Origin of the sequence: Acidaminococcus sp. HCP3S3_G9_1, from assembly GCF_052122455.1 — a bacterium.
In the GTDB taxonomy this organism is placed as follows: Bacteria; Bacillota; Negativicutes; order Acidaminococcales; family Acidaminococcaceae; genus Acidaminococcus.
This window is the reverse complement of the sequence record NZ_JBQKCH010000001.1, coordinates 209126-231621: the sequence shown is the minus strand read 5'-3', so window position 1 is coordinate 231621 and position 22496 is coordinate 209126. Positions and strand designations below refer to the sequence as shown.

The following is a 22496-nucleotide window of genomic DNA, read 5'->3' as shown; positions in this document are numbered from 1 at the left end:
GGAAAGGATGGGAGTATGGAACAGATCATCATGGCCGGGAAACCGGTCGCAGAAGAAATCCGCCGGAAGCTCCGGGACCGGTTCGCCGGAAAGACCCTGACCCTGGCTACCTTCCTGGTGGGAAACAATGAAGCGGCCCATGTGTACAAACGGAGCCTGCTGAAAACCGCTGCCAGCCTGGGCATCCATACCCGGGATGTGGAACTTCCGGAAAATGCCACCCAGGAAGAGGCGGACCTGGCACTTCGGAACCTGAGCCTGGATCCCCAGGTGGACGGGATCCTGCCCCTGGTGCCCTTTCCCCGGCACATCAGCCGGATGCAGCTGATCAGCCAGCTGGACCCGGAAAAGGACATGGACTGCATCCATCCCATCAACGGGGGCAAGCTGTACCTGGGGATCACCCCCTGGGGCCCCTGTACTCCCCGGGCCTGCATGGCTCTCCTGGATTACTACAGGATCCCTCTGGAAGGCCAGAATGTGGCCATGGTGGGGTATGGAGAAGTGGTGGGCCGGCCCCTTACCCTGATGCTTATGGGCCGGTATGCCACTGTCACCGTCTGCCGTTCCCGCACAAAAAATCTGCCTGCCATTGTGCGGCAGGCAGATATGGTCATCAGCGCAGTGGGAAAACCCAACCTGATCACTGAAGACATGCTCCGGGAAGGAGCTGTGGTTGTGGATGTGGGCATCAATTCCCAGAACGGGAAACTGGTGGGGGATGTTCCGGAAGCCGCCAAACAGGCCAGGGCTTCCGCCTATACCCCGGTTCCCGGCGGAGTGGGAGTGGTCAGCAACCTGATGGTCATGGAGACCCTCACCCGCCGGCTGTGATCATTTCTGATCCTTGGCCGCCAGTTTGCCCAGGAATTTGGCCTTGTTCACCAGGAACCGTTCATGGGTGCCCTGGCCGATGGTGCCGTAGTTGTCGGACACGGTGATCTTGAAGGTCAGTTTCCGGCCATCCACGCCCACCAGCACCGCTTTGGCGGTTACGGTCTTGCCTACGGCGGTGGCGGCGTCATGGGACAGGTTCACCCCGATCCCCACGCTGGTGGTGTCTTCGTCCAGGCAGGGATTCACAATATTGCAGGCGGCCTTTTCCATCAGGGCCAGCATGGCCGGGGTGGCATAGACATCCAGGGAGCCGCTGCCCATGGCGGCGGCGGTGTTGGTGTGGAGGACGGTGTCCGTGGCTTCGCCTACGGCGCCGATACGGAATTCTTTCATGATATCCACTTCTCTCTTTTAGAATTTTGACAATTCAATCTTACTCGTTTTTCCCGGGAAAGGCAAGAAGTCAGTGCCGGTTCCTCAGGATGGAACCGGAAGGGAAGCGAGGGGAAGATACAAGACAGCCGGGAGGGCGTTATGAAAAAGATCATGATCCTTGGGTGCCTGCTGCTGAGCCTTTTGTTCAGCGGCTGCGCCAAAGGCCATATTACCATGGAAATCACCCGTCTGGGGGCGGCGGACCTGACCTGCAAACTGGTAACGGCACCGGTGCTGAAACCCACCGTGGATGCCTTTGAGGAGGATTTCCGAAAGGACGGATACGGAGTCCGGCCGGCCAAGGAAGGGCAGTATGAAGGGTTTGTAGCCACCAAACACTACAACCAGGTAAAGGACATCAAGGATTCCAAGGTGCTGAAGACCTTCGATATCCGGACCTGGGAACAGGCAGCCCAGGATGCTGCCGGGCCCCAGAACGGGGAAAAGGCCAAACCGGCCCAGGTGTCCCGGGAAAAGAAGGAGCCGGTGGTCCGGCTCCAGGGAGGGCTGCTGTTCGATACCATCAGCGTCCACACCGGGATCAACATGGCTCCCAAGGAAGAACTGAAGAACCGGGATGCCCAGGCGGTGCTCCAGAGCATCATGAAGCAGTTCGACCTGCGGTTCACCCTGGTGCTGCCTACGGCGGTGGATGATACCAACGCCACCCAGGTCAGCGACGACAGGAGAGTGCTCACCTGGAAGCTGCCTCTGGGCGAAGAGACAACCATGGATGCCACCGTCACCTACCTGAACCCGGTGAAAGCCGCCGGCTGGTTCATGGTGCTGCTGGTGGTGGGCGGCGTGGGGAACGCCTATTACCGGAAGCGGAAAAGGATGAAGGGGACTGGAGCGTGAGCCCCAGTTTGTCAGCGGGTCTGTTGCCCATGCAACAGACCCCTTTTTAACTATTACGAAAACAATTAATTTATGTTACAATAAAATTGAAAAAAGACCAACTCATCCGAAATGGAGGGAAGACGTATGGCTGAATTTCTGAAATTGACCAAACTGACCATCTATGTAGGGGAGGACTTCTTCTACAAGGACAAACCTTTTTACAAGGCCATCTTCGACATTGCCGGAAAATACAAAATCGCCGGCTGCACGGTGATGCGGGGGACCCAGGGCTATGGGAGCCGGGTGCGGGGGAAGGAACGGAGACTGTTCATCAGTGTTTCCGAAGCCATCAACCTGCCGGTGATCATTACCATGATTGACAAAAAGGAACAGATTGAACTGCTGTATCCGTTCCTGGAGGAAAACCTGCGCCATGGGGTGGCTACAGTGGAAGAAATCGATATGCTGGCCACCAACTTCGTGAAGGAAGAGTACCAGAAAAAGATTGCCAACCGGGACAACCCGGCCATGCAGAAGTAAAAAAGGGGGCTGTTGTACATGCAACAGCCCCCTGCTATTGGAGGAATGAATATGGAAAAAGTCATTATCGAAAGTTTCACCCTGGACCATACCAAGGTCAAGGCTCCTTATGTGCGGCTGATTTCCCAGGAGACCGGGGAACATGGGGACATTGTCTCCAACTATGACATCCGGCTGTGCCAGCCCAACCAGCAGGAAATCCCCACCGGGGGAATGCACACCCTGGAACATCTCCTGGCCCTTTACCTGCGGCCCCGGATCAAGGGCTATCTGGACTGTTCTCCCTTTGGCTGCCGCACCGGGTTCCATCTCCTGTGCTGGGGGGTCCATGATCCCAAAGACGTGGCCAAAGCCCTGAAGGAAGCCCTGGAACTGGTGGTGAAGACCACCTGGGACCAGGTGCCCGGAACGAAAGAAAAGGAATGCGGGAACTACAAGGATCATTCCCTGTTCTGTGCCCAGGAATGGGCCAAGGAGATCCTGGCCAAAGGGATCAGCAGTGATCCCTATGAACGGAAGATCGTTTAGCCGCGGCTCGCGACCGGGGGGTGTGAGTTTTTCCACACCCTTTTTTTGTTGTCGGTACACAACTGGTTTTATGGATGTCCGGCGGCTTTTGGTTACTGCCGGAGTGTTTCTCCGGCTGTTTTTTTCCACAGTGCAACAAATGCGGATGCGGCTTTGGTAAGATATCGCTTTTTGTTTGTTAGCAGATAGAATGTCCGGCGCAGGCTTGGGTGATCAATCTTATAGATGTGCATTGCCTTGGGCTTTCGATGCCTGAGCATCTGTTCTCCCACAAAGGCAGCACCAATTCCTGCACAGGCCAACTGAAGGGAGGTTTCCTGCTGTTCTGCCTGCAGAACGATATGGGGCTGGCGATGGGCATCTGCATAGGCATTCCTGACACAGGCCTGGAGATTGGAAGGCGCCGCCAGAAGGATGATGGGAAGCTGGAACAAGGCATCTGAAAGGGGAATGGATTTTGGCTCTGACCAAGGCGGACCCTCTAAATCCAGTTCCCATGGCAGCCAGTCCGGCTGATTATAGGCGTCTGGAACGGCGAGATAAATTTGATCCTGGAAGAGAGGGACTTTTTTTAAATCTGGAATATCTATCGTGCCTGCATTGCAGCAGAAGTCGATTTTTCCTTTCGCAAGATCGGTGAGGTTTTTACTGGGCTCCTGTTCTTTCAGCTGGATGTCGATCTTGGGATATCTTTGGATGAACTGTGCTATGACAGGGGGGAGGATACAGGAATTGATGTATTGGGTGCCTCCAATCCGTACGGTCCCAGTTTCCAATCGTTCGATGTCACGGATTTCGGCTTGCAGGTCGGTTTCAATCGACATCATTTTTTCGATACTTTTGATATAGAGCTTGCCTACAGGAGTCAAAGTGACGGATTTGCCCTCCCGATAAAAAAGCGGCATATGCAAATGATCCTCTACTTTTTTTATAGCCATACTGAGGGTAGGCTGGGTAACGTAGAGCTTTTCGGCAGCCTTGGTAAAACTGCCTAGTTTATAAGCGGCATAAATATATTTGTAATAGTTTTCCATGTTCTCTGCTTTCTTCATCAAAAAAATTGATGAAAATATAAAATACATCAATTAGATTTTAACATTATCTGAATATATAATCAACATAACGAAACTTTCCGATTGGCCAGCGGGAGAAAAGTAAAGGAGAGCGAGGAGAAAGTTATGGAGCAAAGTACGATTGCTATCGTCATCTTAGTGATGACCATGTTGCTGGTTATGAATGATCGGATTCCCTTGGCGGTGACTTCCATGCTGGCTGCATTGGCGATGTCGCTGACTGGGATCCAGCCTTTAGGAAAGGCATATGCTTATTTTGGGAATACCACGATTGTTTTTTGTGGGGCGACGATGATCATATGCAATGGGTTGTTTGAAACAGGTGCAATCCAAAAGGTCAGTGATTTGCTGTTCCGGAAGATGGCCCAAAAAAGTGAGCGTGCGCTGGTTGCAGCGATTTCTCTTTTTACAGGGCTGATTACTGGTTTTACGACCAATTCCGCCATTGCCGCGACTATGGTGCCTGTTGCCCGGTCGATTGCCATGGAATCCCACGGCAAGGTCAAAGCCAAAAATCTGTTGATGCCTGTGGGGATGATGAGCACCATCGGATCGCCTCTGTCTCTGTCAGGAGCTGCCGCTGTTTCCATGGCTGGAGCTATGGTCAATGAAGCGGGAGGAAATCTGGGATTTTTTTCCATGGCACCGATTACACTGATCCTTTTGGCCGTCAGTACGCTCTACTTTGCTACGGCAGGATATTGGATCATGAAGAAAAGTTTTGATTTTGAAGATCCGGTGGTGGAACTCCCTGCTGTAAATATGAAGCAGGTCCCCAGATGGAAACCGATTTTGAACCTTGTAGTATTTTTCTTGATGATTGCAGGCTTCATTTCTGGGATCTGGAATGTCGCCATTGTTTCGCTGCTGTGTGTGGCTGTTCTCTGCCTGACCCACTGCATCTCGATGAAAGCGGCGATCCGTTCTTGTGACTGGAACGTGCTGATCGTCATGGCAGGAGTCACTTCGATGGCCAATGGGCTGGATGCCAGTGGTGCCGGGAAAGTCATTGCCCATGCGTTCTTGCAGTTGATGGGAGGCAGCGAGGCCAGTCTTCCCATGATGATGGTCGCAATGGGTCTGGTCGGCTGGTTCCTTTCCCAATTCATGAGCAACACTGCGGCCAATGCCATTGTCATCCCCATTGCACTTTCGCTAGGCATGGCAATGAATATCAATGTACTCTATTTTTGCGTCCCGGTCATCATTGGGACAGCCATTGCCATTACTACGCCTCTGGCATCTCCGACAACCGTAATCGTCATGCAGGGAGGGTTTCGCTTTAAAGATTTTGTCAAAGTGGGGATTCCGCTCAGCATCATATTACTGCTCATCATGTTTCTGCTTTCGCCTCTGTTTTTCCCCGCCTGAAAAAGAGAGAATCTGCTTGAAGGCTGGCAACAACAGAGGGGAAATCAAGAATCAATCATAAGGAGAAAAATATGGATATCAATGAGAAATATTTTGTAGGTTTTGAGCACCGGATCATCGATACCGGAGAAGTGAAAATCCATGCTTGGTGTGGAGGAACTGGGCATGAGGCTGTATTGTTGCTGCACGGGCACCCGGAAAGCCATCTGACTTGGTATGCTGTAGCCCCCCGTCTGGCGGAGAGATATCGTGTAGTCATACCGGATATGAGAGGTTATGGAGAAAGTAGCAAGCCACATGGATTGCCTGACCATTCTACGTATTCCAAGAGGGCGATGGCTAGGGATCAGGTATTTGTCATGGAAAAATTGGGGTATCAGAAATTCCATATTGCCGGACACGACCGTGGCGGGCGTGTATGTCACCGTATGATGCTGGACTATCCGGAGAAAATCAAATCCTGCCTATTGCTAGATATCATCCCTACCCTTGATGTTTATAACAGAACAGATCGGGAAATTGCCACGAAGTATTGGCACTGGTTCTTTTATATCCAGCCGGAGCCTTTTCCAGAAACTTTCTTGGGTGCAGAACCTGCCTATTTCATCCGCAGCAATATCCGCAAGAAAACCATTCCGGGAACCATTGGAAAGCAGCAATTTCCGGAAGATATCGTACGCGAATATATCCGGTATTATTCTGAACCGGCTACAGTCCATGCCATTGCCGAGGATTATCGGGCAAGTGCAGCGATCGATTGGAATCTGGATATGGCAGATTTGGGACGTACCATCCAAACCCCCATCTGTTGTTTGTGGGGATCCAATGGAAATATCTGCAGGTATTGGGATGTATTGGGTATCTGGAAGAAGCTGGCCAATCATGTAACTGGTTATGGAATCCCAGGCTGTGGGCACTTTGTACCGGAAGAAAAACCGGAAACTGTCATCCAGGAACTAGAAAAAATGATTGAGGCCAACCGCTGAAAGGAGAACAGCTATTATGCATGCCATTGAGAAAATCTTTGCAAAGAATGCCGGTAAAAAGACGGTAGAAACCGGTGAAATCGTGATGGCCAAGGTGGATTTCGCGGAGATTAATGATCTGTATCTGCAGACGGTCTACTCTTTTTATGAGATGGGAGGGGAAAAGGTCTGGGACAATACCCGCTGCGCTTTTGTCTTCGACCATTATGCTCCCTGTCCCACCATCAAGAGTGCCCAGAATCATAAGGAAATGCGGGAATTTGCCCAGAAGAACAACCTGAAATACCATTTTGACACCAACTGCGGGGTCTGCCATCAGGTCATGCCGGAAGCCGGCCTGATTTATCCTGGGATGATTGTGGTGGCTACGGACAGCCATACGACAACCCATGGCGCCTTTGGTGCAGTGGGCACGGGCTGCGGAGCCACGGATATGGCCACCATCCTGATGACGGGGGAACTGTGGTTCCGGATTCCTGAAATCATCGAAGTGCGTCTGGAAGGAGAAGCCCCCAAGGGTGTATTCCCCAAAGACGTGATCCTGGCTGTGCTGGGAAAGATTCGAGCCGATGGAGCGGTGTACAAGGCCATCGATTTCACCGGCAGCTATGTGGAGAACCTGAATGTGGCAGGACGGATGACCATCTGCAACATGGCTGTGGAAATGGGAGCCAAGACGGCCTACATGCAGCCGAACCAGGCCGTGCTGGATTATGTAAAGGCACGTGCCGTCCGTCCCTTTGAAGTGCAGTACACCGACCCAGGGTATACCTATGCAGAAAGCTATACTTTCGACGTTTCCCAATTGGAACCGGAACTGTCCTGCCCCAGCAGTGTGGAAAATGTCCATCCTCTCTCCAGCGTAGTGGCCCAGGGGCCGGTGAAGCTGAATCAGGGCTATATCGGATCCTGTACGGGAGGACGGGAAGAAGACATTGCCATTGCCGCAAAGATCCTGAAAGGGAGACATATCCCGGAATATACCCGCCTGGTGGTGATCCCAGCTTCCAATGAAGTGATGGAGAAATGCCTGGAAAAAGGATATATCCAAGATCTGATCAAGGCTGGGGCGACCATTTCCACCCCTGGATGTGGGGCCTGCCTGGGAGCCCATGAAGGGGTGCTGACCGCCGGAGAGGTCTGCATCACCAGCACCAACCGGAATTTCCCGGGACGGATGGGATCCACGGAAGCCCTGATGTACCTGGCCAGCCCGGCTACGGTGGCAGCCAGCATGGTGACCGGATATATCACGGATCCCCGGAAGTATCTGTAAGGTGAAGGAGGAAGCAGAGATGGAAACAAAGGTAACGGGAAAAATCATCGTAGTGGGAGACAACATCGATACGGATCAGATCTATCCGGGGCGGTATCTGGATATCGTAGACCCCAAAGAAATCGGCAGCCACTGCCTGTGCGGAGTGGATGAAAACATCGCTGCCAGTTTTCCCAAGGGAGGCATGGTGGTGGCCGGCCGGAATTTTGGCTGTGGGTCTTCCCGGGAACATGCCCCCATTGCGCTTTTGAATATGGGTGCCAAAGCGGTACTGGCAGATTCTTTTGCCCGGATCTTTTTCCGGAATGCCATCAATCTGGGACTTCTGCCCATTATCTGCAAGGGATTGAAGGACAAGGTGAAAGATGGGATGACCCTGACCCTGGACCTGGAAAAGTATCAGGTGACGGTGCAGGAAACCGGGGAAACCTATCCCTGTGAGAAACTGGGACCCCAGGCCATGAAGATCCTGGAAGCCGGGGGCATCAAACCGCTCATGCGCAAGAAGATAAGGAATTAGCAGTGATCCCTTTGGTCGCGAGTCGTGAGTCGCGGGCTTGTTGGTGCAAGCCGAAAATCCCGTTTTGCAAATTCCAGTGGATTTTGCCTTATCATCCTATAGAAAAAGAACAAACGGCTTAAACGTCAAGGCTCGCGATCCGTGACTCGTGGCCCGTGACCGGGGGTGTGAATTTTTTCACCCCCCCTATTTTCACGCTCCCGGCAGCTGGACTTCTATGGTGGTCCCTTCATTCAGCCGGCTGGTGAGGCTGATGTTGCCCCGGTGCTGTTCCACGATGTGCTTCACGATGGAAAGCCCCAGGCCGCTGCCGCCGTTTTGCTTGCTCCGGCTGCCCTCCACCCGGTAGAACCGTTCGAATACCCGTTCCTGGACGTCTTCTGGGATGCCGATGCCGGTGTCCTTCACAGTAAGGATCACCTGGTCTTCCTCTTTTTTCATGGTTACGTACACATGGCCTCCCGGCCGGTTGTACTTCACTCCGTTGTCGATGAGATTCATGGCCATTTCCCGGAGCATGCTGCTGCTGCCCCGGACCTTGTCTTCCGTAAGCTGGCAGTGGATGGTCACCTGCTTGTCCTTGCAGAAGGGATCCATGAATTCCACCACCGACTGGATCAGCCCTCCCAGAGGAACGGCTTCCTGCATGGCCTCCGCCGGCATTTCCTCGATCCGGGACAGGAAGATGATGCTGTTGATCATTTCCAGCAGCCGGGCGGCTTCTTTCCGGATCAGCTGGCCAAAATGGGCAATGTCCTCTTTCTTCTGGTACATGCCGGCGGCCATCAGTTCCGCAAAGCCGCTGATGGAGGTAAGGGGGGTCTTCAGTTCATGGGTTACGTTGGCGGTAAAGTCCCTCCGCAGCTGTTCCCGTTCCCGGGCTTCCGTAATGTCCTGGATGATCAGCATACGGGTGGCCCGGCCCTGGGGAGGCTTCAGCAGCTGGAGATCCAGCTGGTACTGGCGGCTCCGGTATTTTACCGTCTGGCTCCAGGGCTGGCTGCTCCGGAGCCGGCCCTGGGGAATCCGGGCTTCCGGAGGCAGGAAGGGCATAAGGAATTTCCCCAGGAGCCGAGGCCGGCCGGCAGTGGGTTTCTCTTCCTGCTGGAGCAGCTGGAATCCCCAGGCATTGATCCACTGGATCCGCATCTGGTCGTCCAGGAGGATCACGCCCTCCTTCAGGCTGTCGGTGATCCGCTTCATGGTGTTCCGTTCCTGTTCCAGGTTCCGCAGACTCTGGTCCAGCTGTTTTCCCTGCCGGTCAATGGTGGCCAGGAAAGGGAGCAGCTCCGGATAGGAGGTGTGGAACAGCTGCCGTTCTTCTTCCGTGGTGTCTCCCTGGCCGACCTGGGACAGATACCGGGTGGCCTGGTCCAGGGGATCCAGGAGCCCCTGGGTGAGCCGGCGGACGGTGAACTGGCAGATCAGGATCAGGAGAAGCAGGGAAATGATCCACCAGGGCAGGAGCTCTTCCAGAGGCCGGAGCAGTTCCGTCTGGGTCCGGGCCACCCGGAGCACGGAGCCGTCGGACAGCCGCTGGGCCGCATAAAGGGTCACTTCCTGGAGGGTGGAGGAGTGCCGGGCATCGCTGCCCTGGCCTTCTCCCAGAGCCTGGGCGATTTCCGGCCGTTCCCGGTGGTTGGGCAGGCTGCCGGCTTCTTCATAGGAATCGTAGAGCACGGTGCCGTGGCTGTCCACCCAGGTGAACCGCAGGTCCGGGGACGCCTGGCTGGAGCGCTGGAGAAACACATAGGAATCGCTGTGGTGGTTCAGTTCCGTACTCATCACCTGGGACACCTGCTGAAGATCTGCCAGGGTCTGGCGCTTGGCGGTCTGCCAGGAGGCGAAGGCACATACCAGGGCGGTGATCAGGATACAGGCCAGTCCCACCAGGAACAGATGGAGATAGATCTGTTTTTTCATAGGCGGCGTGCTCCTTTACTGGATCCGGTACCCTATACCCCGGACAGTCTGGATGATCCGGCCGGCTTCTCCCAGTTTCTGCCGGAGGCTCCGGATGTGCATGTCGATGGTGCGGCTTTCTCCGGCATAGGAGAAGGACCATACCGCTTCCATGATCTGGTCCCGGCTCAGGACGATGCCGGCGTTGGCCATCAGGTAATGGAGCAGGTCGAATTCCTTTACGGTCAGTTCGCAGGGCTGGCCCTGGGTGGTCACCTGGTGCTTCTTCAGGTCCAGGGTAATGTCCCCGCACACCAAAAGGTCCCGGTCCTGGGGTTTCTGCTGGGTACCCCGGCGGAGAACCGCTTTCACCCGGCTCAGCAGTTCCATGATCCCGAAAGGTTTGGAAATGTAGTCGTCCGCTCCGGCGTCCAGGCCGGTGACCACATCGTATTCACTGGTCCGGGCAGTGAGCATGATTACCGGGAGGCTGCTGGTGGCCGGCTGGTCCCGGAGCTTCTTCAGGATCTCCAGGCCGCTTTCCCCCGGGAGCATAATGTCCAGGAGCACCAGATCCGGCTTCTTTTCCTCCAGGGCCTTCCAGAAGGAGGCTCCGTCGGGAAAGGCCTCCGCCTGGAATTTCTGGCTGCACAGGGCATAACGGACCAGTTCCCGGATGTTTTCATCATCTTCCACACAATATATCAGCGCCATTCCATCGCACCTTCCCTTGCCGTTTTTTTTTCATTATAACGTAATTCAGGAGATTCCAACAGAGGGGGAACGGTTATAACCATTCCCCGTTGGATAAGAAAAAACGAACAGAGTTTCATAAACTTATTGAAAAAGCGAACAGAACGTGATATCATACACATAACAAACAAAAGTTCGAGTGGAGGGAAGAAAAATGAAGAAACTTTTACTGGGGTTGGTGCTGGTCCTGTTGGGGGTTTCTTCCCGCGGAGTGTTGGAGATGGAAGCGGCTCCCACCAGTTATCATACGGAACAGGTGGTGGTGATGCGGGGGGACAGCCTGTGGGGCATTGCCCGGAAGTACACCCATCCGGAAGAGGATGTGCGGGAAGTGATCGACCGGATCGCCAAAGCCAACCATCTGGATCTGCGCCAGGCCATCCAGCCGGGACAGAAGCTGGTGGTGCCGGTGAAACAGGACAAAAGGGAAAAGATGGTGGCCAGCCGCTGAAGGGTGATCAGGGCCTGTGAAAATATTTTCACAGGCCCTCTTTTGTTGTACAATGGAACCAAACTGACAGCAGGGGGAAGGACAATGGCTGAGGGGAAAGCACCGGAGACGCCCTCATCGGAAAGATGCACCAGGAACAAAAGGAATACCAGACCCTGATCCTGACGGAAGTTCCGGATATCAGCGAAGACAACGGGGAAGCCCAGCGGCTGCTGGACCTGACCCGGAGCGAGATCCTGTCCTCCTTCCAAAATGTAGTGCCTCTTTCCCAGACCAGCCCGGAAAAAATCAATCAGATCCGGAACTGGGGGAAAGAAAGGGCGGTACCCGCTTCCGGACGGCCTATCGGAGAAGAACAACTGCCGGCCAGGACCGGGAAGCTGGACCCCCGGTTCCTGGAAAAGGTACTGGAAACCATCCGGAAGGATTTTCCGGAAATCCGGTGCCTGGGACAGTTCCTGGGGATCCTGGCAGTTTGCCGGATCGATGATTCCTATGATGTGCACATGCTGGACTTCCAGGGACAGGTGATCCGCCATTTCCACAAGGGAGAACCGCTGCCGGAAGGGTTGGAGAAGGGACGGAACCTGGCCCTGTACGGAGGTTACGCCTTTGTGGAAGTGTACACCGACTGCTGCCGGGGGGTGTTCGGCGACGGCCAGGTGGCGGTGATCCCGGACTGAGGGGAATGTGTGACACTTTTCAGACACCGGGCCCTGGAGACTGACGGGCCCGGGGAAATATGCTATACTAAAGGCAGAAAACCGGTTTGTTGTGAAGACAATGACAGGAGGGATTACTATGACAGAAGAAATGGATAAACGGGACGAAATGGAAAAGGAAGAAGATGCGGTAGAAGCGGAAACCCGTCCCATGGATGAAGAAGTGGACGAGGAAGAGGCCCTGGGTCCGGAAGACATTGCCCGGGAATCGGAACGGATCATCCGTTGGGGGGCTGCCCGGGCCAGTGTCATTGTCATGACGCCTTTCCTGGGGAGCCTGGCTCTCATGGCCAACGAGGTGTACATGATCACCCGGCTCTGTGACCTGCGGGGAGTGGAACTGGAAACCGGGGCCATTGCCGGGCTGGTAGGGTCCCTGGGGGCTTCCTTCGTGGGGCAGACCGTGTTCACGGTGATCCCCTTCCCGCCGCTCCAGGTTCCCATGGCCGTAGGCATCACCTACGCCGTGGGGAAAGCGGCCAACGCCTGGCTGGATGCCGGCCGGCCTGATGACTTGAGCCAGTTCAAAGATTTCTATGAACAGGCCCGGAAGGAAGGCATGGAGAAATTCCGGGAATTTACCAAGGACAAGAACAGGAACATCCCTCTGGGGGATGAACGGCGGAAAGTGGCGGAAAAGGCCAAACCCCTTTTCGACAAACTGAAGAACCGGGCGGATGAAGCTGCGGACCGGCTCAGCGAAGTGGCCGGGAACATGGGCACCTATGTGGAAGACCTTAACGAACTGGTGGCTCCCTTCAAGGAAGGGGTGAGCCGGTGGGTGAACGCCCAGACCTTCGAACAGCTGCGCCGGGGCGAAGTGGCAGTCCCCTATACGGACCTGGCCAAGGGCCTGGGAGAAGCCATGAAGGACAGCGAATTCCAGTTCCGGGAATGCCGGTACAAGGGGGACCATCAGCTGGAAGTCACTGTGGAACATGAAAAATACGGGACCCTTACTGCGGATGTGGAAATCGAGGCTCTGGCCCTTAACAACACCGCCTCCTATGCCCGGTTCCGGATCCACGATTTCGCCATTGCGGACAACAAGCTGGGCGAACTGCTGGTACGGCTCCTGGGTACCCGGATCATCATGAGCCTGGTGAACGCCATTTTCAACATGACGGTGGTGAACCGGGACGACCTGATCTGCACTTTCAGCGATCAGAGCCTGACGGTGGACTTCACCGACGTGATCAAGAAGAGCAAACTGGCCCAGCTGAAAGTGAAGGGCTTCAACCTGTTCGACCTGGTGCGGCTCACCGGACTGGTGCCGGAAGCAGACGGGCTCCACATTTACAGCCAGTGGGGTCTGAAAAGAAAGTAACTTCTTGGCAATTGTCTACAACCAAAATCACATGTGTTTACAACAAGAGGGAAGGTGATACACCTTCCCTCTTCATTTAACGCAATATAGTAAATATACACAGAATTACCACAATTCCTGTGGATTTTTTGTGAAAGAAGGCTTATAATGAACTCGACAGTAAAACTTGCGAATTGAAGGGGTTCGCAGAAGGGGGTTTTATTCAATGATTAGCTTCTTTGTGTGTCTTGCTATTTTAATTGGTGGTTATTTCATCTATGGCGGATACGTAGAAAGCTGCTTCCGTCCTCCTATCGATGACAGAAAGACTCCTGCCTATCGTCTGGAAGATGGCGTTGACTACGTACCTATGGAAAACTGGCGGGTTTTCCTGATTCAGCTGCTGAACATTGCCGGCCTGGGTCCTATTTTCGGTGCTCTGGCTGGGGCCATGTGGGGCCCGGCTGTATTCCTTTGGATCACTTTCGGCACGGTGTTTGCCGGCGGTGTCCATGACTTCATCTCCGGCGTACTGTCCGAACGGAACGATGGGGCCTCTATTTCCGAACTGTGCGGCAAATATCTGGGCACGACCATGAGACACATTATGCGTGGGTTCTCCGTTGTGCTGCTGATCCTGGTAGGCGTTGCCTTCACTACTGGCCCTGCCGGCCTGCTGACCAAGATTACCCCGCTCAGCTACAACTTCTGGCTGGTTATCTTACTGATCTATTATTTCTGTGCTACCTTCCTGCCGGTGGATAAACTGATCGGGAAACTGTATCCGTTCTTCGGATTCTGCCTGATCTTCATGGCTGTGGGCGTTGGGACCATGCTCTTTGCTGAAGGGTACCATGTTCCTGAAATCACCCTCACCAACATGCATCCGAAAGGAACCCCGATCTGGCCGATCATGTTCATCACCGTGGCCTGCGGCGCCATCTCTGGTTTCCATTCCACCCAGTCTCCTATTATGGCCCGCTGCATCAAGAGTGAACGTGACTGCCACAAGATCTTCTACGGAGCCATGGTCTGCGAAGGGATCATTGCTCTAATCTGGGCTGCTGCCGGTGTTTCCTTCTATGGCAACACTGCAGGCCTGAGCGACGCTTTCGTGAAATACCATGGCGCCGGCGGCGTTGTATATGACATCTGCTCCGGCCTGATGGGCTATCTGGGCACCGTCATCGCCATGATCGGTGTTATTGCCTGCCCTGTATCCTCCGCTGATACGGCCTTCCGTTCCGCCCGGTACACCATTGTTGACTGGTTCAAGATTGACCAGCACACCCTGGCTTCCCGTCTGAAACTGGCTTTGCCCATCATCGCTGTAGGCGGCATCCTGACCCAGGTAGACGTAACCATCCTGTGGAGATACTTCTCCTGGACCAACCAGACCCTGGCCATGCTGGTACTGTGGTCCGGTGCCATGTACCTGTACGCCAACAAGGGCAATGCCTGGATCGCTATTATCCCTGCTACCTTCATGAGCGCCGTATCCTGCACCTACATCCTGGTTGCCAAGGAAGGGCTGCAGCTGAGCACTTCCATTGCCTACCCTGTAGGCGTTGTGTTCGCCATCGTTGCCTTCTGCCTGTTCTGGAAACGGGCCAAGAAAGTGGACAGTGGGGAACTGGATATTGCAGACAAACCTGTCCAAGGCTGATCCCTTGTAAAAAATCGATTCCCTTCAGGAAAACCCGGGAGCTTGTCTCCCGGGTTTTCTTTTGCTTCCAGACTGTCTCCGGAGGCAGAACGGATGTGAGGGAGGCAAGGAATGAAAAAATGTAAATAAAAATAATTCATATGATGAATATGCGCTGAAATCCCATTTCTCTATAAAAAACATTACACTTTTCAGCAGAAGATGCATAAATTGAATAAAAGATATGTATATATAACATAAAGAAAAGAAAAAAGCCCTTTACTTGTATACAGGATATGGTATACTAGGAAACATCATCGTCAGTGAGAGAAAGACGAAAAAACGTATAGATTACAATATACAGGGAAGAGGGCATAATAATGGAACACAAGTATAACCCGGTTACGCCGGAACTGGTGGAAGAACTGAAAAAAGTGGTAGGGGACCGGTATGTAAAGACCGATGAAGAGTATCTGGAACAGTACCAGACCGATGAAGAAGGGAACCCCCATTTCTTCAAGAAGCCGGAAGTGGTGGTATTCCCCGGCACCACCGAAGAAGTGGCAGAAGTGGTGAAACTGGCCAACAAGTATCTGGTACCCATCACCCCCCGGTCCGCCGGCACCGGTGTGGCCTGCGGCGCCATCCCCATCTATCATGGCATGGTGGTGGAACTCCAGCGGATGAACAAGATCCTGAAACTGGATGCGGACAATTTTTATGCCGTTTGTCAGACCGGGGTATTCACCGGTCAGCTCCAGGCAGAAGCCAAGAAGGCCGGTGTCATGTACGCCGGGGATCCGTCCAGTGCGGAATCCTGCCAGATCGGCGGCAACGTGGCCAACAACGCCGGGGGCAACCGGGCCGTCCGGTACGGCACCACCCGGGATCAGATCTATGCCCTGAAAGTGGTCACTCCCACCGGGGATATTGTGGATGTGGGCGCCCGGCTGAAGAAATGCTCCACCGGCCTGTGTCTGGAACAGCTTTTTGCCGGCAGTGAAGGGACCCTGGGGATCATCACGGAAGTCACCGTAAAGCTTCGTCCTCTGCCTCCCTATTCCTTCAACATGGTCTGCGTGTTCAATACGGACAAGGAAGCCTTTGCCCTGCCCAACAAGATCCTGAAGGCCGGCATCGACCCCACTTCCATTGAATATATGGGCAACTCCGCCATCGACATGACCTGCAAATACCTGGACAACATGGAAATGCCCCATGTGAAGGAAGGGTGCTGCTACGTGATCGTTACGGTGGAAAGCTTCGACCAGGATGAATCTGACCGGAAAATGGAAAAACTCTGCGACCTGGCGGAAGCCAATGGCTCCATCGATGAATTCGAAGCGGATCAGCGGATCTGGACCCTGCGGAAACAGTTTGCTGAAGCCGCCCGGGACATTGACAAAATGTTCCAGACCGAAGACTTCGTGGTACCTCTGGACAAAATCGCGGACATGACCGCCCAGATCCCTGAACTGGAAAAGAAATACAACCTGTACACCGTGACCGTGGCCCATATCGGGGACGGGAACATCCATGTACTGCCTCTGAACAAATACGGCCTGTCTCCGGAAGACTGGTTCAAGACCATCAAAGCTTTCCATGCAGACCTGTTCCCCCGGGTCTATGCCCTGGGCGGGAAAATGAGCGGGGAACACGGCATCGGCTACAAGAAGCTGGAAGAATTTGCCCGCTGCACCCCTGAAGGGGAAGTAAAACTGATCAAAGCCATCAAACAAGCCCTGGATCCCAACAATATCATGAATCCCGGGAAACTGGTGGATGTGAACGGAGATTTTGTGGCGTAAAAAAAAGGGGGTGTTGCACGTTGCGTGTAACACCCCCTAGCTGTAGAGCCGCATAGCGGCTCAAGTCTGGAGTCTGAAGTCTGGAGCCGAATGTTAAATTTGCATGCAAATTTTTGAATGTGTAGAACCTTTAGACGAAATGATTGCTCAGATTGATTTCGATTCTGGTTGTACGTAATCAAAAGGATCCGTCTAGCCAGGCGGATCCTGTCCTGAGGCTTCCGACTTCAGACGCCTGACTTCCGACTAAGGGGCTGTTGCTCATGCAACAGCCCCTTTTTTCCTTTCCCCGTATGGATTATAATAAGAACTGTAACGATCCATCCAACAGAAGGGGCCTTGGGCCTACAGGAGTCCATATGAAACCATCCATGAAGGGGCTGCTCCTGGCGCTGGTGCTGTGGGGAAGCCTGCTGCCGGCCGCCTGGGCCGCCGGCGGAAACACAACTGAACAAGGAGCGGCCGCCCAGGAACCCGCGGAGGGGGCCGGAGGCCATCTGGAAACCAGTCAGCCTCTGGCGGAGTCCGGTATTTCCCGGCAGAAGGATCTGAAGGCGGAACTGCTGGCCAGATACGGCACCCGGGAAAAGGCACGGGAGGAATTCAAGGATCCCCGGAACGATGTACAGTTTTCCCTGCCGGAGGGCTTTGCCCTCCAGGGCCTTTACGGCCGGGGCAAACACCAGGAAGACATCCTGATGCGGGCTTCCCGGGGAGATACGATGCTGGTGTACATGGCCAACGGGGCCATGATGAAAACCGACGGTGAGAAGGAAGCCAAACCTTTCCAGTCGGAAAAGATCATGCTGGAACTGACCCTGCGGACCTATGAAGAAGAGGCCAAAGCCAAGGACATCCCGGTCCAGGCTGCGGAAATGGGCGAATTTGCCGGCCGGGAGGGGCTCCACATCCGGCAGCTGGAAAACGGGAAGGTGTCGGACCGGTACTTTTTCGGGGACCGGAAGAATCTGTACAGCCTCAGCTTCCTGGTTCCTGAAAAAGAGGCCGGGACCCTGGAACCGGCCGTCCGGCAGGTGCTGGATTCGCTGGAAATCGGCGGGGCCTATGAACGGATCACCCTGCCCCACAGCGGGGTTTCCTACGAAATCCCCTTTGGGAGCGTGGACATCCAGAAGGCAGCGGATCCCGGGGATCTCCACCAGCTGTCCCGGCTCCATCTGGACAACCAGCTGGTCACCGGGGTGATCTTCCAGTCTCTCCAGGAAAACATGGACTATGCTTTCCTGCCGGACAGCCTGGAAAATCTGTGTGACCAGGACCGGGAAAATCTCTGCCGGCTTATGACGGAGAACCGCCGGGCCAAGTGGGAGAAGAGCCACCCGGGCCTGTCCCTGAAGGAAAACCGGACCTATTTCTCCAAAGCGGCAGGGCGGACCTGTATTGTGGAGGAAGAAGTGACCCCGGGAGGCAAAAGCCTGGGATACGTGTTCCTCCGGAAGGGCACCCTTCTTTCCCTGGATTATTTCCAGCTGGGAGCCCGGGACCAGCAGAAGGTCATCGACCATTCGGTAAACAGCCTCCAGTGGAAGGATCCGGAGCCCCCTGCCCGGGCGGGTAAAAAGGTCCCGGCACCGAAACCCAAATATGGAGGAGAATAAAGGAGCTGACAGCCATGGAACAGAAAGAATTTGAGCAGGATGTGGACACCCTGGATCAATGGATCCGGGAATCTCAGAAAATCGTGTTCTTTGGAGGGGCCGGGGTTTCCACCGCCAGCGGCATCCCGGATTTCCGCAGCAAGGATGGACTGTACAACCAGCACGATGTGCGGTTCGACCAGTACCGGCCGGAATACCTTCTCAGCCACAGCTGCCTGGTGAATGAACCGAAAGTCTATTTTGAATTCCACCGGCAGAAAATGGATACCCGGAAGATCCAGCCCAACAAGGCCCACAAATGTCTGGCGGCCCTGGAAAAGACCGGGAAGCTGCTGGGCATCGTCACCCAGAACATCGACGGGCTCCACCAGAAGGCCGGCAGCCGGAAGGTGTTCGAAATCCACGGCAGTGCCCTGCGGAACTACTGCATGAGCTGCGGGAAGACCTATCCTGCGGACTACATCTTCGAATCCAAAGAACCGGTGCCCCACTGCTCCTGCGGGGGCGTGATCCGTCCGGACATTACCCTGTATGAAGAGATGCTCCCGGATGAAGCGGTGGAAAATGCTGTACGGGCCATTTCGGAAGCAGACATGATGATCATCGCCGGCACCTCCCTGACCGTGTACCCGGCCGCCTCCTTCATCAACTATTTCCATGGGAAACGGCTGGTGATCCTGAACCGGGATCCCCTGTCCGTCCATATGAAGGCGGACACCCTGGTGATCACGGAAAACATGGACAAGGTGTTCGGGGCCCTGGCGGCCAAAGAAGGAATTGCCCTGTAGGCAGGAAAGGATGCTTTTTCTGGGGCTTTTGTGCTATAATGACAGAAGTATTGCATAGAATTTTTGGGGGTTATAGTTATGTTGGATCTGAAATTTGTCCGGGACAACACGGAAAAGGTTGCCCAGGCTCTGAAAAACCGTCATGCGAAAGTGGATCTGGAAGAATTCAAGGCTTTGGACCAGGAACGCCGGTCCCTGCTCCAGGAAGTGGAAGGAGACAAAAGCCAGCGGAATACGGTAAGCGCTGAAATCAGCCAGATGAAGCGGAACGGGGAGGACGCAACGGAAAAAATCACCGCCATGCGGGCCCTGGGGGACAAAATCGCGGAAGCGGACAAAAAGGTGAAGGATGTGGAAGCACGGCTCCAGGCTGTGATGCTCACCATCCCCAACATGCCGGCGGCAGATGTGCCGGTGGGCAAGGATGATACGGAAAACCCGGAAGTACGGAAATGGGGGGAACCCACCTATTTTGACTTCGAACCGAAAGCCCATTGGGAAATCGGGGAAAAACTGGGGATCCTGGATGCGGAACGGGCTGCCAAAGTGTCCGGTGCCCGGTTCTACTACTACAAAGGGGCTGGTGCCCGTCTGGAACGTGCCGTCTACAACTTCATGCTGGACCAGCACACCCGGAAGGACGGCTATACGGAAGTGATCCCTCCCTATATTGTGAACACCGCTTCCATGACCGGCACCGGGCAACTGCCCAAATTCCACGAAGACATGTACAAGGTGGAAGGACAGGACATGTACCTGATCCCCACGGCTGAAGTGCCGCTGACCAACTACTACCGGGGTGAGATCCTGAACGGGGACGACCTGCCCATCTATCTTACCGCCATGACCCCCTGCTTCCGGGCAGAAGCCGGCAGTGCCGGCCGGGATACCCGGGGGCTGATCCGGCAGCACCAGTTCCACAAGGTGGAAATGGTGAAGTTCTGCAAACCGGAAACCAGCTATGACGAACTGGAAAAACTGGTGGGCAATGCAGAAGACATCCTGAAGGCCCTGAAGCTGCCTTACCATGTGGTGTGCCTGTGCACCGGGGATCTGGGCTTCTCCGCTGCCAAATGCTACGATGTGGAAGTCTGGTTCCCGGAACAGAACAAATACCGGGAAATCTCTTCCTGCTCCAACACGGAAGACTTCCAGGCCCGCCGGGCCAATATCCGGTTCCGCCGGGATGCCAAGTCCAAACCGGAATACGTCCATACCCTCAACGGCTCCGGACTGGCTGTAGGCCGTACGGTGGCCGCCATCCTGGAAAACTACCAGCAGGCCGATGGGTCCGTGGTGGTGCCGGAAGTGCTCCGTCCCTACATGGGCTGCGATGTGATTACGGGAGTCAATTCCTGATAGTGTGCAGATATTCACTACAATTGAATATTTATCCAACGCCCGCCTTTTCCGGCGGGTGTTTCTTTTGTTTCACAATAGGCCGGACGGGCTCATACGGGCTCATACTCCCTGATTCGTCCCAAATTGAGCAAAACAGAATTATTCATTGTTATGCTGAACAAAAGTGATTGGTGAATATTTTTCTTTAAACTCCTTAAAACTCCTTCCATCTCCTCGATTTTCCTTTATTTTCCTCTTGCACTTTCAGTTCATCGTAGTATAATGAACTACGAATTTAAGGAAGGCCGCGTCTGTCCCGGCAAAAGCCGGAACGCAGCTGCAGGCCCAAAGGGGGATGGATAATGAACGAACAAAGCTTTTTCCAATTGACCCAAGATGCTGTCACCAGCCTGGCTGAAAGGTATGGAACTCCTCTTCTGGTGCTGTCTCTGGAACAGGTTGAGAAAAACTATGATATCCTGCGGGAGCATATCCCGCAATTGAAAATACATTATGCCATGAAAGCCAATCCGGACCTCCATATCCTGGATCTGCTGATCAACAAGGGAGCCTGCTTCGACGTGGCCAGCGACGGAGAAATCCGTACCCTGAGCCAGCTGGGCGTTTCCGGGGACCGGATGATCTACGCCAACCCCATCAAGCTGGATGCCGGGTTCCAGGCCTGCCGGGATGCCGGGGTGTACCGGATGACCTATGACAGCGAAAGCGAGATCAAAAAGATCGCGGAACACTGCCCGGGTGCCACGGTGCTGCTGCGGCTGCGGATCGACAATGCCAAGGCCCATGTGGACCTGAACAAGAAGTTTGGCTGCCCCCGGGAAAAAGCCCTGGATCTGATGCTGAAGGCCAAAGAGGCCGGACTGGATGTGGCCGGCATTGCCTTCCATGTAGGCAGCCAGACGGTGGCGGCGGATCCCTATTTCCACGCCATGGACATTACCAAGGAACTGATGGCCGAAGCCCGGGCCAAGGGACTGACCATGCGGGTACTGGACATCGGCGGGGGATTCCCCATTCCGGAAACCGGAGTCCATTACAATCTGACGGCTCTCCTGGACCAGGTGTCTGCCCGGCTCCAGGAAGACTTCTCCGACCTGGAGATCTGGGCAGAACCGGGCCGGTACATGTGCGGCACCGCCGTGAACCTGATCACCCGGGTAATCGGGGAAAATGAACGGAACGGCCAGCACTGGTATTTCCTGGATGACGGGATCTACGGGACTTTCTCCGGGGTGATCTTCGACCAGTGGGATTTCAAGCTGATCAGCTTCAAGGAAGGGAAAAAGATCCCGGCCACTTTCGCCGGGCCCAGCTGCGATTCCCTGGACATTATGTTCCGGGGGAAGATGACCGAGCCTCTGGAAGTGGGGGACCTGCTGCTGGTCCCTGTCTGCGGGGCCTACACCTCCGCTTCCGCCACCACCTTCAACGGGTTTAAAAAGGCCCGGACGGTGATCTGGGAGGAAGTGCGGGAAGAACTGGGCATGGACGCCATGAGTGTGGCGGTGTAAGAAAAAGGGGCTGTTGCGTGAGCAACAGCCCCTTTTTGGGGTCTCGAGCTATGGGTCTCGAGTCTCAGGCCACTGGATAGAACCTGTCCTTCTTATTGTGTATAACCGTAGGGGGCGCAGGCCCGGCGCCCCGCAAAATGCGCAGATAATCGATGATTTGGCGGGCTGCCCGGCGTGCAGCCCCTACGGTACCGGTTTACCCGTTCAAAAATTTGCCTGGAAA

General features: G+C 54.6%; 21 protein-coding genes. 17 read left to right on the top strand and 4 right to left on the bottom strand.

Features of this window, described 5'->3' with window-relative positions; translation table 11 throughout:
• Positions 1–15: 15 nt before the first annotated feature.
• Complete coding sequence (locus tag ACTQY1_RS01110) at positions 16–834, top strand: bifunctional 5,10-methylenetetrahydrofolate dehydrogenase/5,10-methenyltetrahydrofolate cyclohydrolase (protein ID WP_022487914.1); 819 nt, start codon at positions 16–18, stop codon at positions 832–834.
• On the opposite strand, the gene ACTQY1_RS01105 is transcribed toward ACTQY1_RS01110, so the two are convergent.
• Positions 835–1230, bottom strand: a complete 396-nt coding sequence (locus tag ACTQY1_RS01105) for a thioesterase family protein (protein ID WP_022487915.1) — start codon at positions 1228–1230, stop codon at positions 835–837. It abuts the gene before it with no gap.
• 141 nt (positions 1231–1371) lie between these two features.
• Here ACTQY1_RS01105 and ACTQY1_RS01100 point away from each other — a divergent pair, with 141 nt between their 5' ends.
• The 3 genes from ACTQY1_RS01100 (at position 1372) to ACTQY1_RS01090 (ending at position 3180) form a co-directional block, all read left to right on the top strand.
• A complete protein-coding gene (locus tag ACTQY1_RS01100) occupies positions 1372–2130 on the top strand; it encodes an LppM family (lipo)protein (RefSeq protein ID WP_441373729.1) in 759 nt (252 codons plus the stop codon).
• 126 nt (positions 2131–2256) lie between these two features.
• On the top strand, positions 2257–2652 hold the full coding sequence (locus ACTQY1_RS01095) for a DUF190 domain-containing protein (protein ID WP_022487917.1): 396 nt from the start codon (positions 2257–2259) through the stop codon (positions 2650–2652).
• A 45-nt stretch (positions 2653–2697) separates the two neighbouring features.
• Positions 2698–3180 carry an S-ribosylhomocysteine lyase gene (locus tag ACTQY1_RS01090; RefSeq protein ID WP_369678685.1) on the top strand — a complete coding sequence of 161 codons (483 nt, stop codon included), beginning with the start codon at positions 2698–2700 and terminating at the stop codon, positions 3178–3180.
• 92 nt (positions 3181–3272) lie between these two features.
• On the opposite strand, the gene ACTQY1_RS01085 is transcribed toward ACTQY1_RS01090, so the two are convergent.
• The gene (locus ACTQY1_RS01085) at positions 3273–4214 is read right to left on the bottom strand and encodes a LysR family transcriptional regulator (protein WP_288174730.1); all 942 of its coding nucleotides are present in this window, start codon (positions 4212–4214) and stop codon (positions 3273–3275) included.
• 144 nt (positions 4215–4358) lie between these two features.
• On the opposite strand from ACTQY1_RS01085, the gene ACTQY1_RS01080 reads away from it, so the two are divergent.
• The 4 genes from ACTQY1_RS01080 to ACTQY1_RS01065 all read left to right on the top strand — a co-directional run bounded on the left by ACTQY1_RS01080 (position 4359) and on the right by ACTQY1_RS01065 (position 8406).
• Positions 4359–5624 (top strand): SLC13 family permease, encoded by a 1266-nt coding sequence (locus ACTQY1_RS01080; protein WP_022487920.1) that lies wholly within the window; start codon positions 4359–4361, stop codon positions 5622–5624.
• 71 nt (positions 5625–5695) lie between these two features.
• A complete protein-coding gene (locus tag ACTQY1_RS01075; protein WP_441368826.1) occupies positions 5696–6610 on the top strand; it encodes an alpha/beta fold hydrolase in 915 nt (304 codons plus the stop codon).
• 16 nt (positions 6611–6626) lie between these two features.
• Positions 6627–7886 (top strand): 3-isopropylmalate dehydratase large subunit, encoded by a 1260-nt coding sequence (locus ACTQY1_RS01070; protein ID WP_022487922.1) that lies wholly within the window; start codon positions 6627–6629, stop codon positions 7884–7886.
• Positions 7887–7905: 19 nt separating this feature from the next.
• Positions 7906–8406, top strand: coding sequence for a LeuD/DmdB family oxidoreductase small subunit (locus ACTQY1_RS01065; protein WP_022487923.1), 501 nt, complete (start codon positions 7906–7908; stop codon positions 8404–8406).
• Between the two features lie 192 nt (positions 8407–8598).
• Here the strand turns inward: ACTQY1_RS01065 and ACTQY1_RS01060 are convergent, their stop codons facing one another.
• Positions 8599–10329, bottom strand: coding sequence for a sensor histidine kinase (locus ACTQY1_RS01060; RefSeq protein WP_022487924.1), 1731 nt, complete (start codon positions 10327–10329; stop codon positions 8599–8601).
• Positions 10330–10344: 15 nt separating this feature from the next.
• Positions 10345–11022, bottom strand: a complete 678-nt coding sequence (locus ACTQY1_RS01055; RefSeq protein ID WP_022487925.1) for a response regulator transcription factor — start codon at positions 11020–11022, stop codon at positions 10345–10347.
• A gap of 193 nt (positions 11023–11215) precedes the next feature.
• On the opposite strand from ACTQY1_RS01055, the gene ACTQY1_RS01050 reads away from it, so the two are divergent.
• From ACTQY1_RS01050 to ACTQY1_RS01010, 9 genes are all read left to right on the top strand, one after another.
• On the top strand, positions 11216–11512 hold the full coding sequence (locus ACTQY1_RS01050) for a LysM peptidoglycan-binding domain-containing protein (protein WP_022487926.1): 297 nt from the start codon (positions 11216–11218) through the stop codon (positions 11510–11512).
• A 125-nt stretch (positions 11513–11637) separates the two neighbouring features.
• Complete coding sequence (locus tag ACTQY1_RS01045) at positions 11638–12195, top strand: hypothetical protein (RefSeq protein WP_022487927.1); 558 nt, start codon at positions 11638–11640, stop codon at positions 12193–12195.
• A 118-nt stretch (positions 12196–12313) separates the two neighbouring features.
• The gene (locus ACTQY1_RS01040) at positions 12314–13561 is read left to right on the top strand and encodes a hypothetical protein (protein WP_022487928.1); all 1248 of its coding nucleotides are present in this window, start codon (positions 12314–12316) and stop codon (positions 13559–13561) included.
• A gap of 205 nt (positions 13562–13766) precedes the next feature.
• A complete protein-coding gene (locus tag ACTQY1_RS01035) occupies positions 13767–15206 on the top strand; it encodes a carbon starvation CstA family protein (protein ID WP_022487929.1) in 1440 nt (479 codons plus the stop codon).
• 359 nt (positions 15207–15565) lie between these two features.
• Positions 15566–16993: an FAD-binding oxidoreductase gene (locus ACTQY1_RS01030; protein WP_022487930.1), complete on the top strand. Its 1428-nt coding sequence runs from the start codon at positions 15566–15568 to the stop codon at positions 16991–16993.
• Positions 16994–17352: 359 nt separating this feature from the next.
• Entirely contained in the window at positions 17353–18612 is a 1260-nt protein-coding gene (locus ACTQY1_RS01025; protein WP_022487931.1) for a hypothetical protein, read from the top strand.
• 14 nt (positions 18613–18626) lie between these two features.
• Positions 18627–19400 (top strand): NAD-dependent protein deacylase, encoded by a 774-nt coding sequence (locus ACTQY1_RS01020; RefSeq protein ID WP_441368825.1) that lies wholly within the window; start codon positions 18627–18629, stop codon positions 19398–19400.
• 78 nt (positions 19401–19478) lie between these two features.
• Positions 19479–20759, top strand: coding sequence for a serine--tRNA ligase (gene serS / locus ACTQY1_RS01015; protein WP_022487933.1), 1281 nt, complete (start codon positions 19479–19481; stop codon positions 20757–20759).
• A 344-nt stretch (positions 20760–21103) separates the two neighbouring features.
• A complete protein-coding gene (locus tag ACTQY1_RS01010) occupies positions 21104–22273 on the top strand; it encodes a type III PLP-dependent enzyme (protein WP_022487934.1) in 1170 nt (389 codons plus the stop codon).
• The last annotated feature ends 223 nt before the right edge of the window (positions 22274–22496 follow it).

Excerpts from the sequence above, each read along its gene's own strand:
- ACTQY1_RS01110 (WP_022487914.1), top strand. The coding sequence starts at position 16 with ATGGAACAGATCATCATGGCCGGGAAACCGGTCGCAGAAGAAATCCGC.
- ACTQY1_RS01105 (WP_022487915.1), bottom strand. The coding sequence starts at position 1,230 with ATGAAAGAATTCCGTATCGGCGCCGTAGGCGAAGCCACGGACACCGTC.
- ACTQY1_RS01100 (WP_441373729.1), top strand. The coding sequence starts at position 1,372 with ATGAAAAAGATCATGATCCTTGGGTGCCTGCTGCTGAGCCTTTTGTTC.
- ACTQY1_RS01095 (WP_022487917.1), top strand. The coding sequence starts at position 2,257 with ATGGCTGAATTTCTGAAATTGACCAAACTGACCATCTATGTAGGGGAG.
- ACTQY1_RS01090 (WP_369678685.1), top strand. The coding sequence starts at position 2,698 with ATGAATATGGAAAAAGTCATTATCGAAAGTTTCACCCTGGACCATACC.
- ACTQY1_RS01085 (WP_288174730.1), bottom strand. The coding sequence starts at position 4,214 with ATGGAAAACTATTACAAATATATTTATGCCGCTTATAAACTAGGCAGT.
- ACTQY1_RS01080 (WP_022487920.1), top strand. The coding sequence starts at position 4,359 with ATGGAGCAAAGTACGATTGCTATCGTCATCTTAGTGATGACCATGTTG.
- ACTQY1_RS01075 (WP_441368826.1), top strand. The coding sequence starts at position 5,696 with ATGGATATCAATGAGAAATATTTTGTAGGTTTTGAGCACCGGATCATC.
- ACTQY1_RS01070 (WP_022487922.1), top strand. The coding sequence starts at position 6,627 with ATGCATGCCATTGAGAAAATCTTTGCAAAGAATGCCGGTAAAAAGACG.
- ACTQY1_RS01065 (WP_022487923.1), top strand. The coding sequence starts at position 7,906 with ATGGAAACAAAGGTAACGGGAAAAATCATCGTAGTGGGAGACAACATC.
- ACTQY1_RS01060 (WP_022487924.1), bottom strand. The coding sequence starts at position 10,329 with ATGAAAAAACAGATCTATCTCCATCTGTTCCTGGTGGGACTGGCCTGT.
- ACTQY1_RS01055 (WP_022487925.1), bottom strand. The coding sequence starts at position 11,022 with ATGGCGCTGATATATTGTGTGGAAGATGATGAAAACATCCGGGAACTG.
- ACTQY1_RS01050 (WP_022487926.1), top strand. The coding sequence starts at position 11,216 with ATGAAGAAACTTTTACTGGGGTTGGTGCTGGTCCTGTTGGGGGTTTCT.
- ACTQY1_RS01045 (WP_022487927.1), top strand. The coding sequence starts at position 11,638 with ATGCACCAGGAACAAAAGGAATACCAGACCCTGATCCTGACGGAAGTT.
- ACTQY1_RS01040 (WP_022487928.1), top strand. The coding sequence starts at position 12,314 with ATGACAGAAGAAATGGATAAACGGGACGAAATGGAAAAGGAAGAAGAT.
- ACTQY1_RS01035 (WP_022487929.1), top strand. The coding sequence starts at position 13,767 with ATGATTAGCTTCTTTGTGTGTCTTGCTATTTTAATTGGTGGTTATTTC.
- ACTQY1_RS01030 (WP_022487930.1), top strand. The coding sequence starts at position 15,566 with ATGGAACACAAGTATAACCCGGTTACGCCGGAACTGGTGGAAGAACTG.
- ACTQY1_RS01025 (WP_022487931.1), top strand. The coding sequence starts at position 17,353 with ATGAAACCATCCATGAAGGGGCTGCTCCTGGCGCTGGTGCTGTGGGGA.
- ACTQY1_RS01020 (WP_441368825.1), top strand. The coding sequence starts at position 18,627 with ATGGAACAGAAAGAATTTGAGCAGGATGTGGACACCCTGGATCAATGG.
- serS (WP_022487933.1), top strand. The coding sequence starts at position 19,479 with ATGTTGGATCTGAAATTTGTCCGGGACAACACGGAAAAGGTTGCCCAG.
- ACTQY1_RS01010 (WP_022487934.1), top strand. The coding sequence starts at position 21,104 with ATGAACGAACAAAGCTTTTTCCAATTGACCCAAGATGCTGTCACCAGC.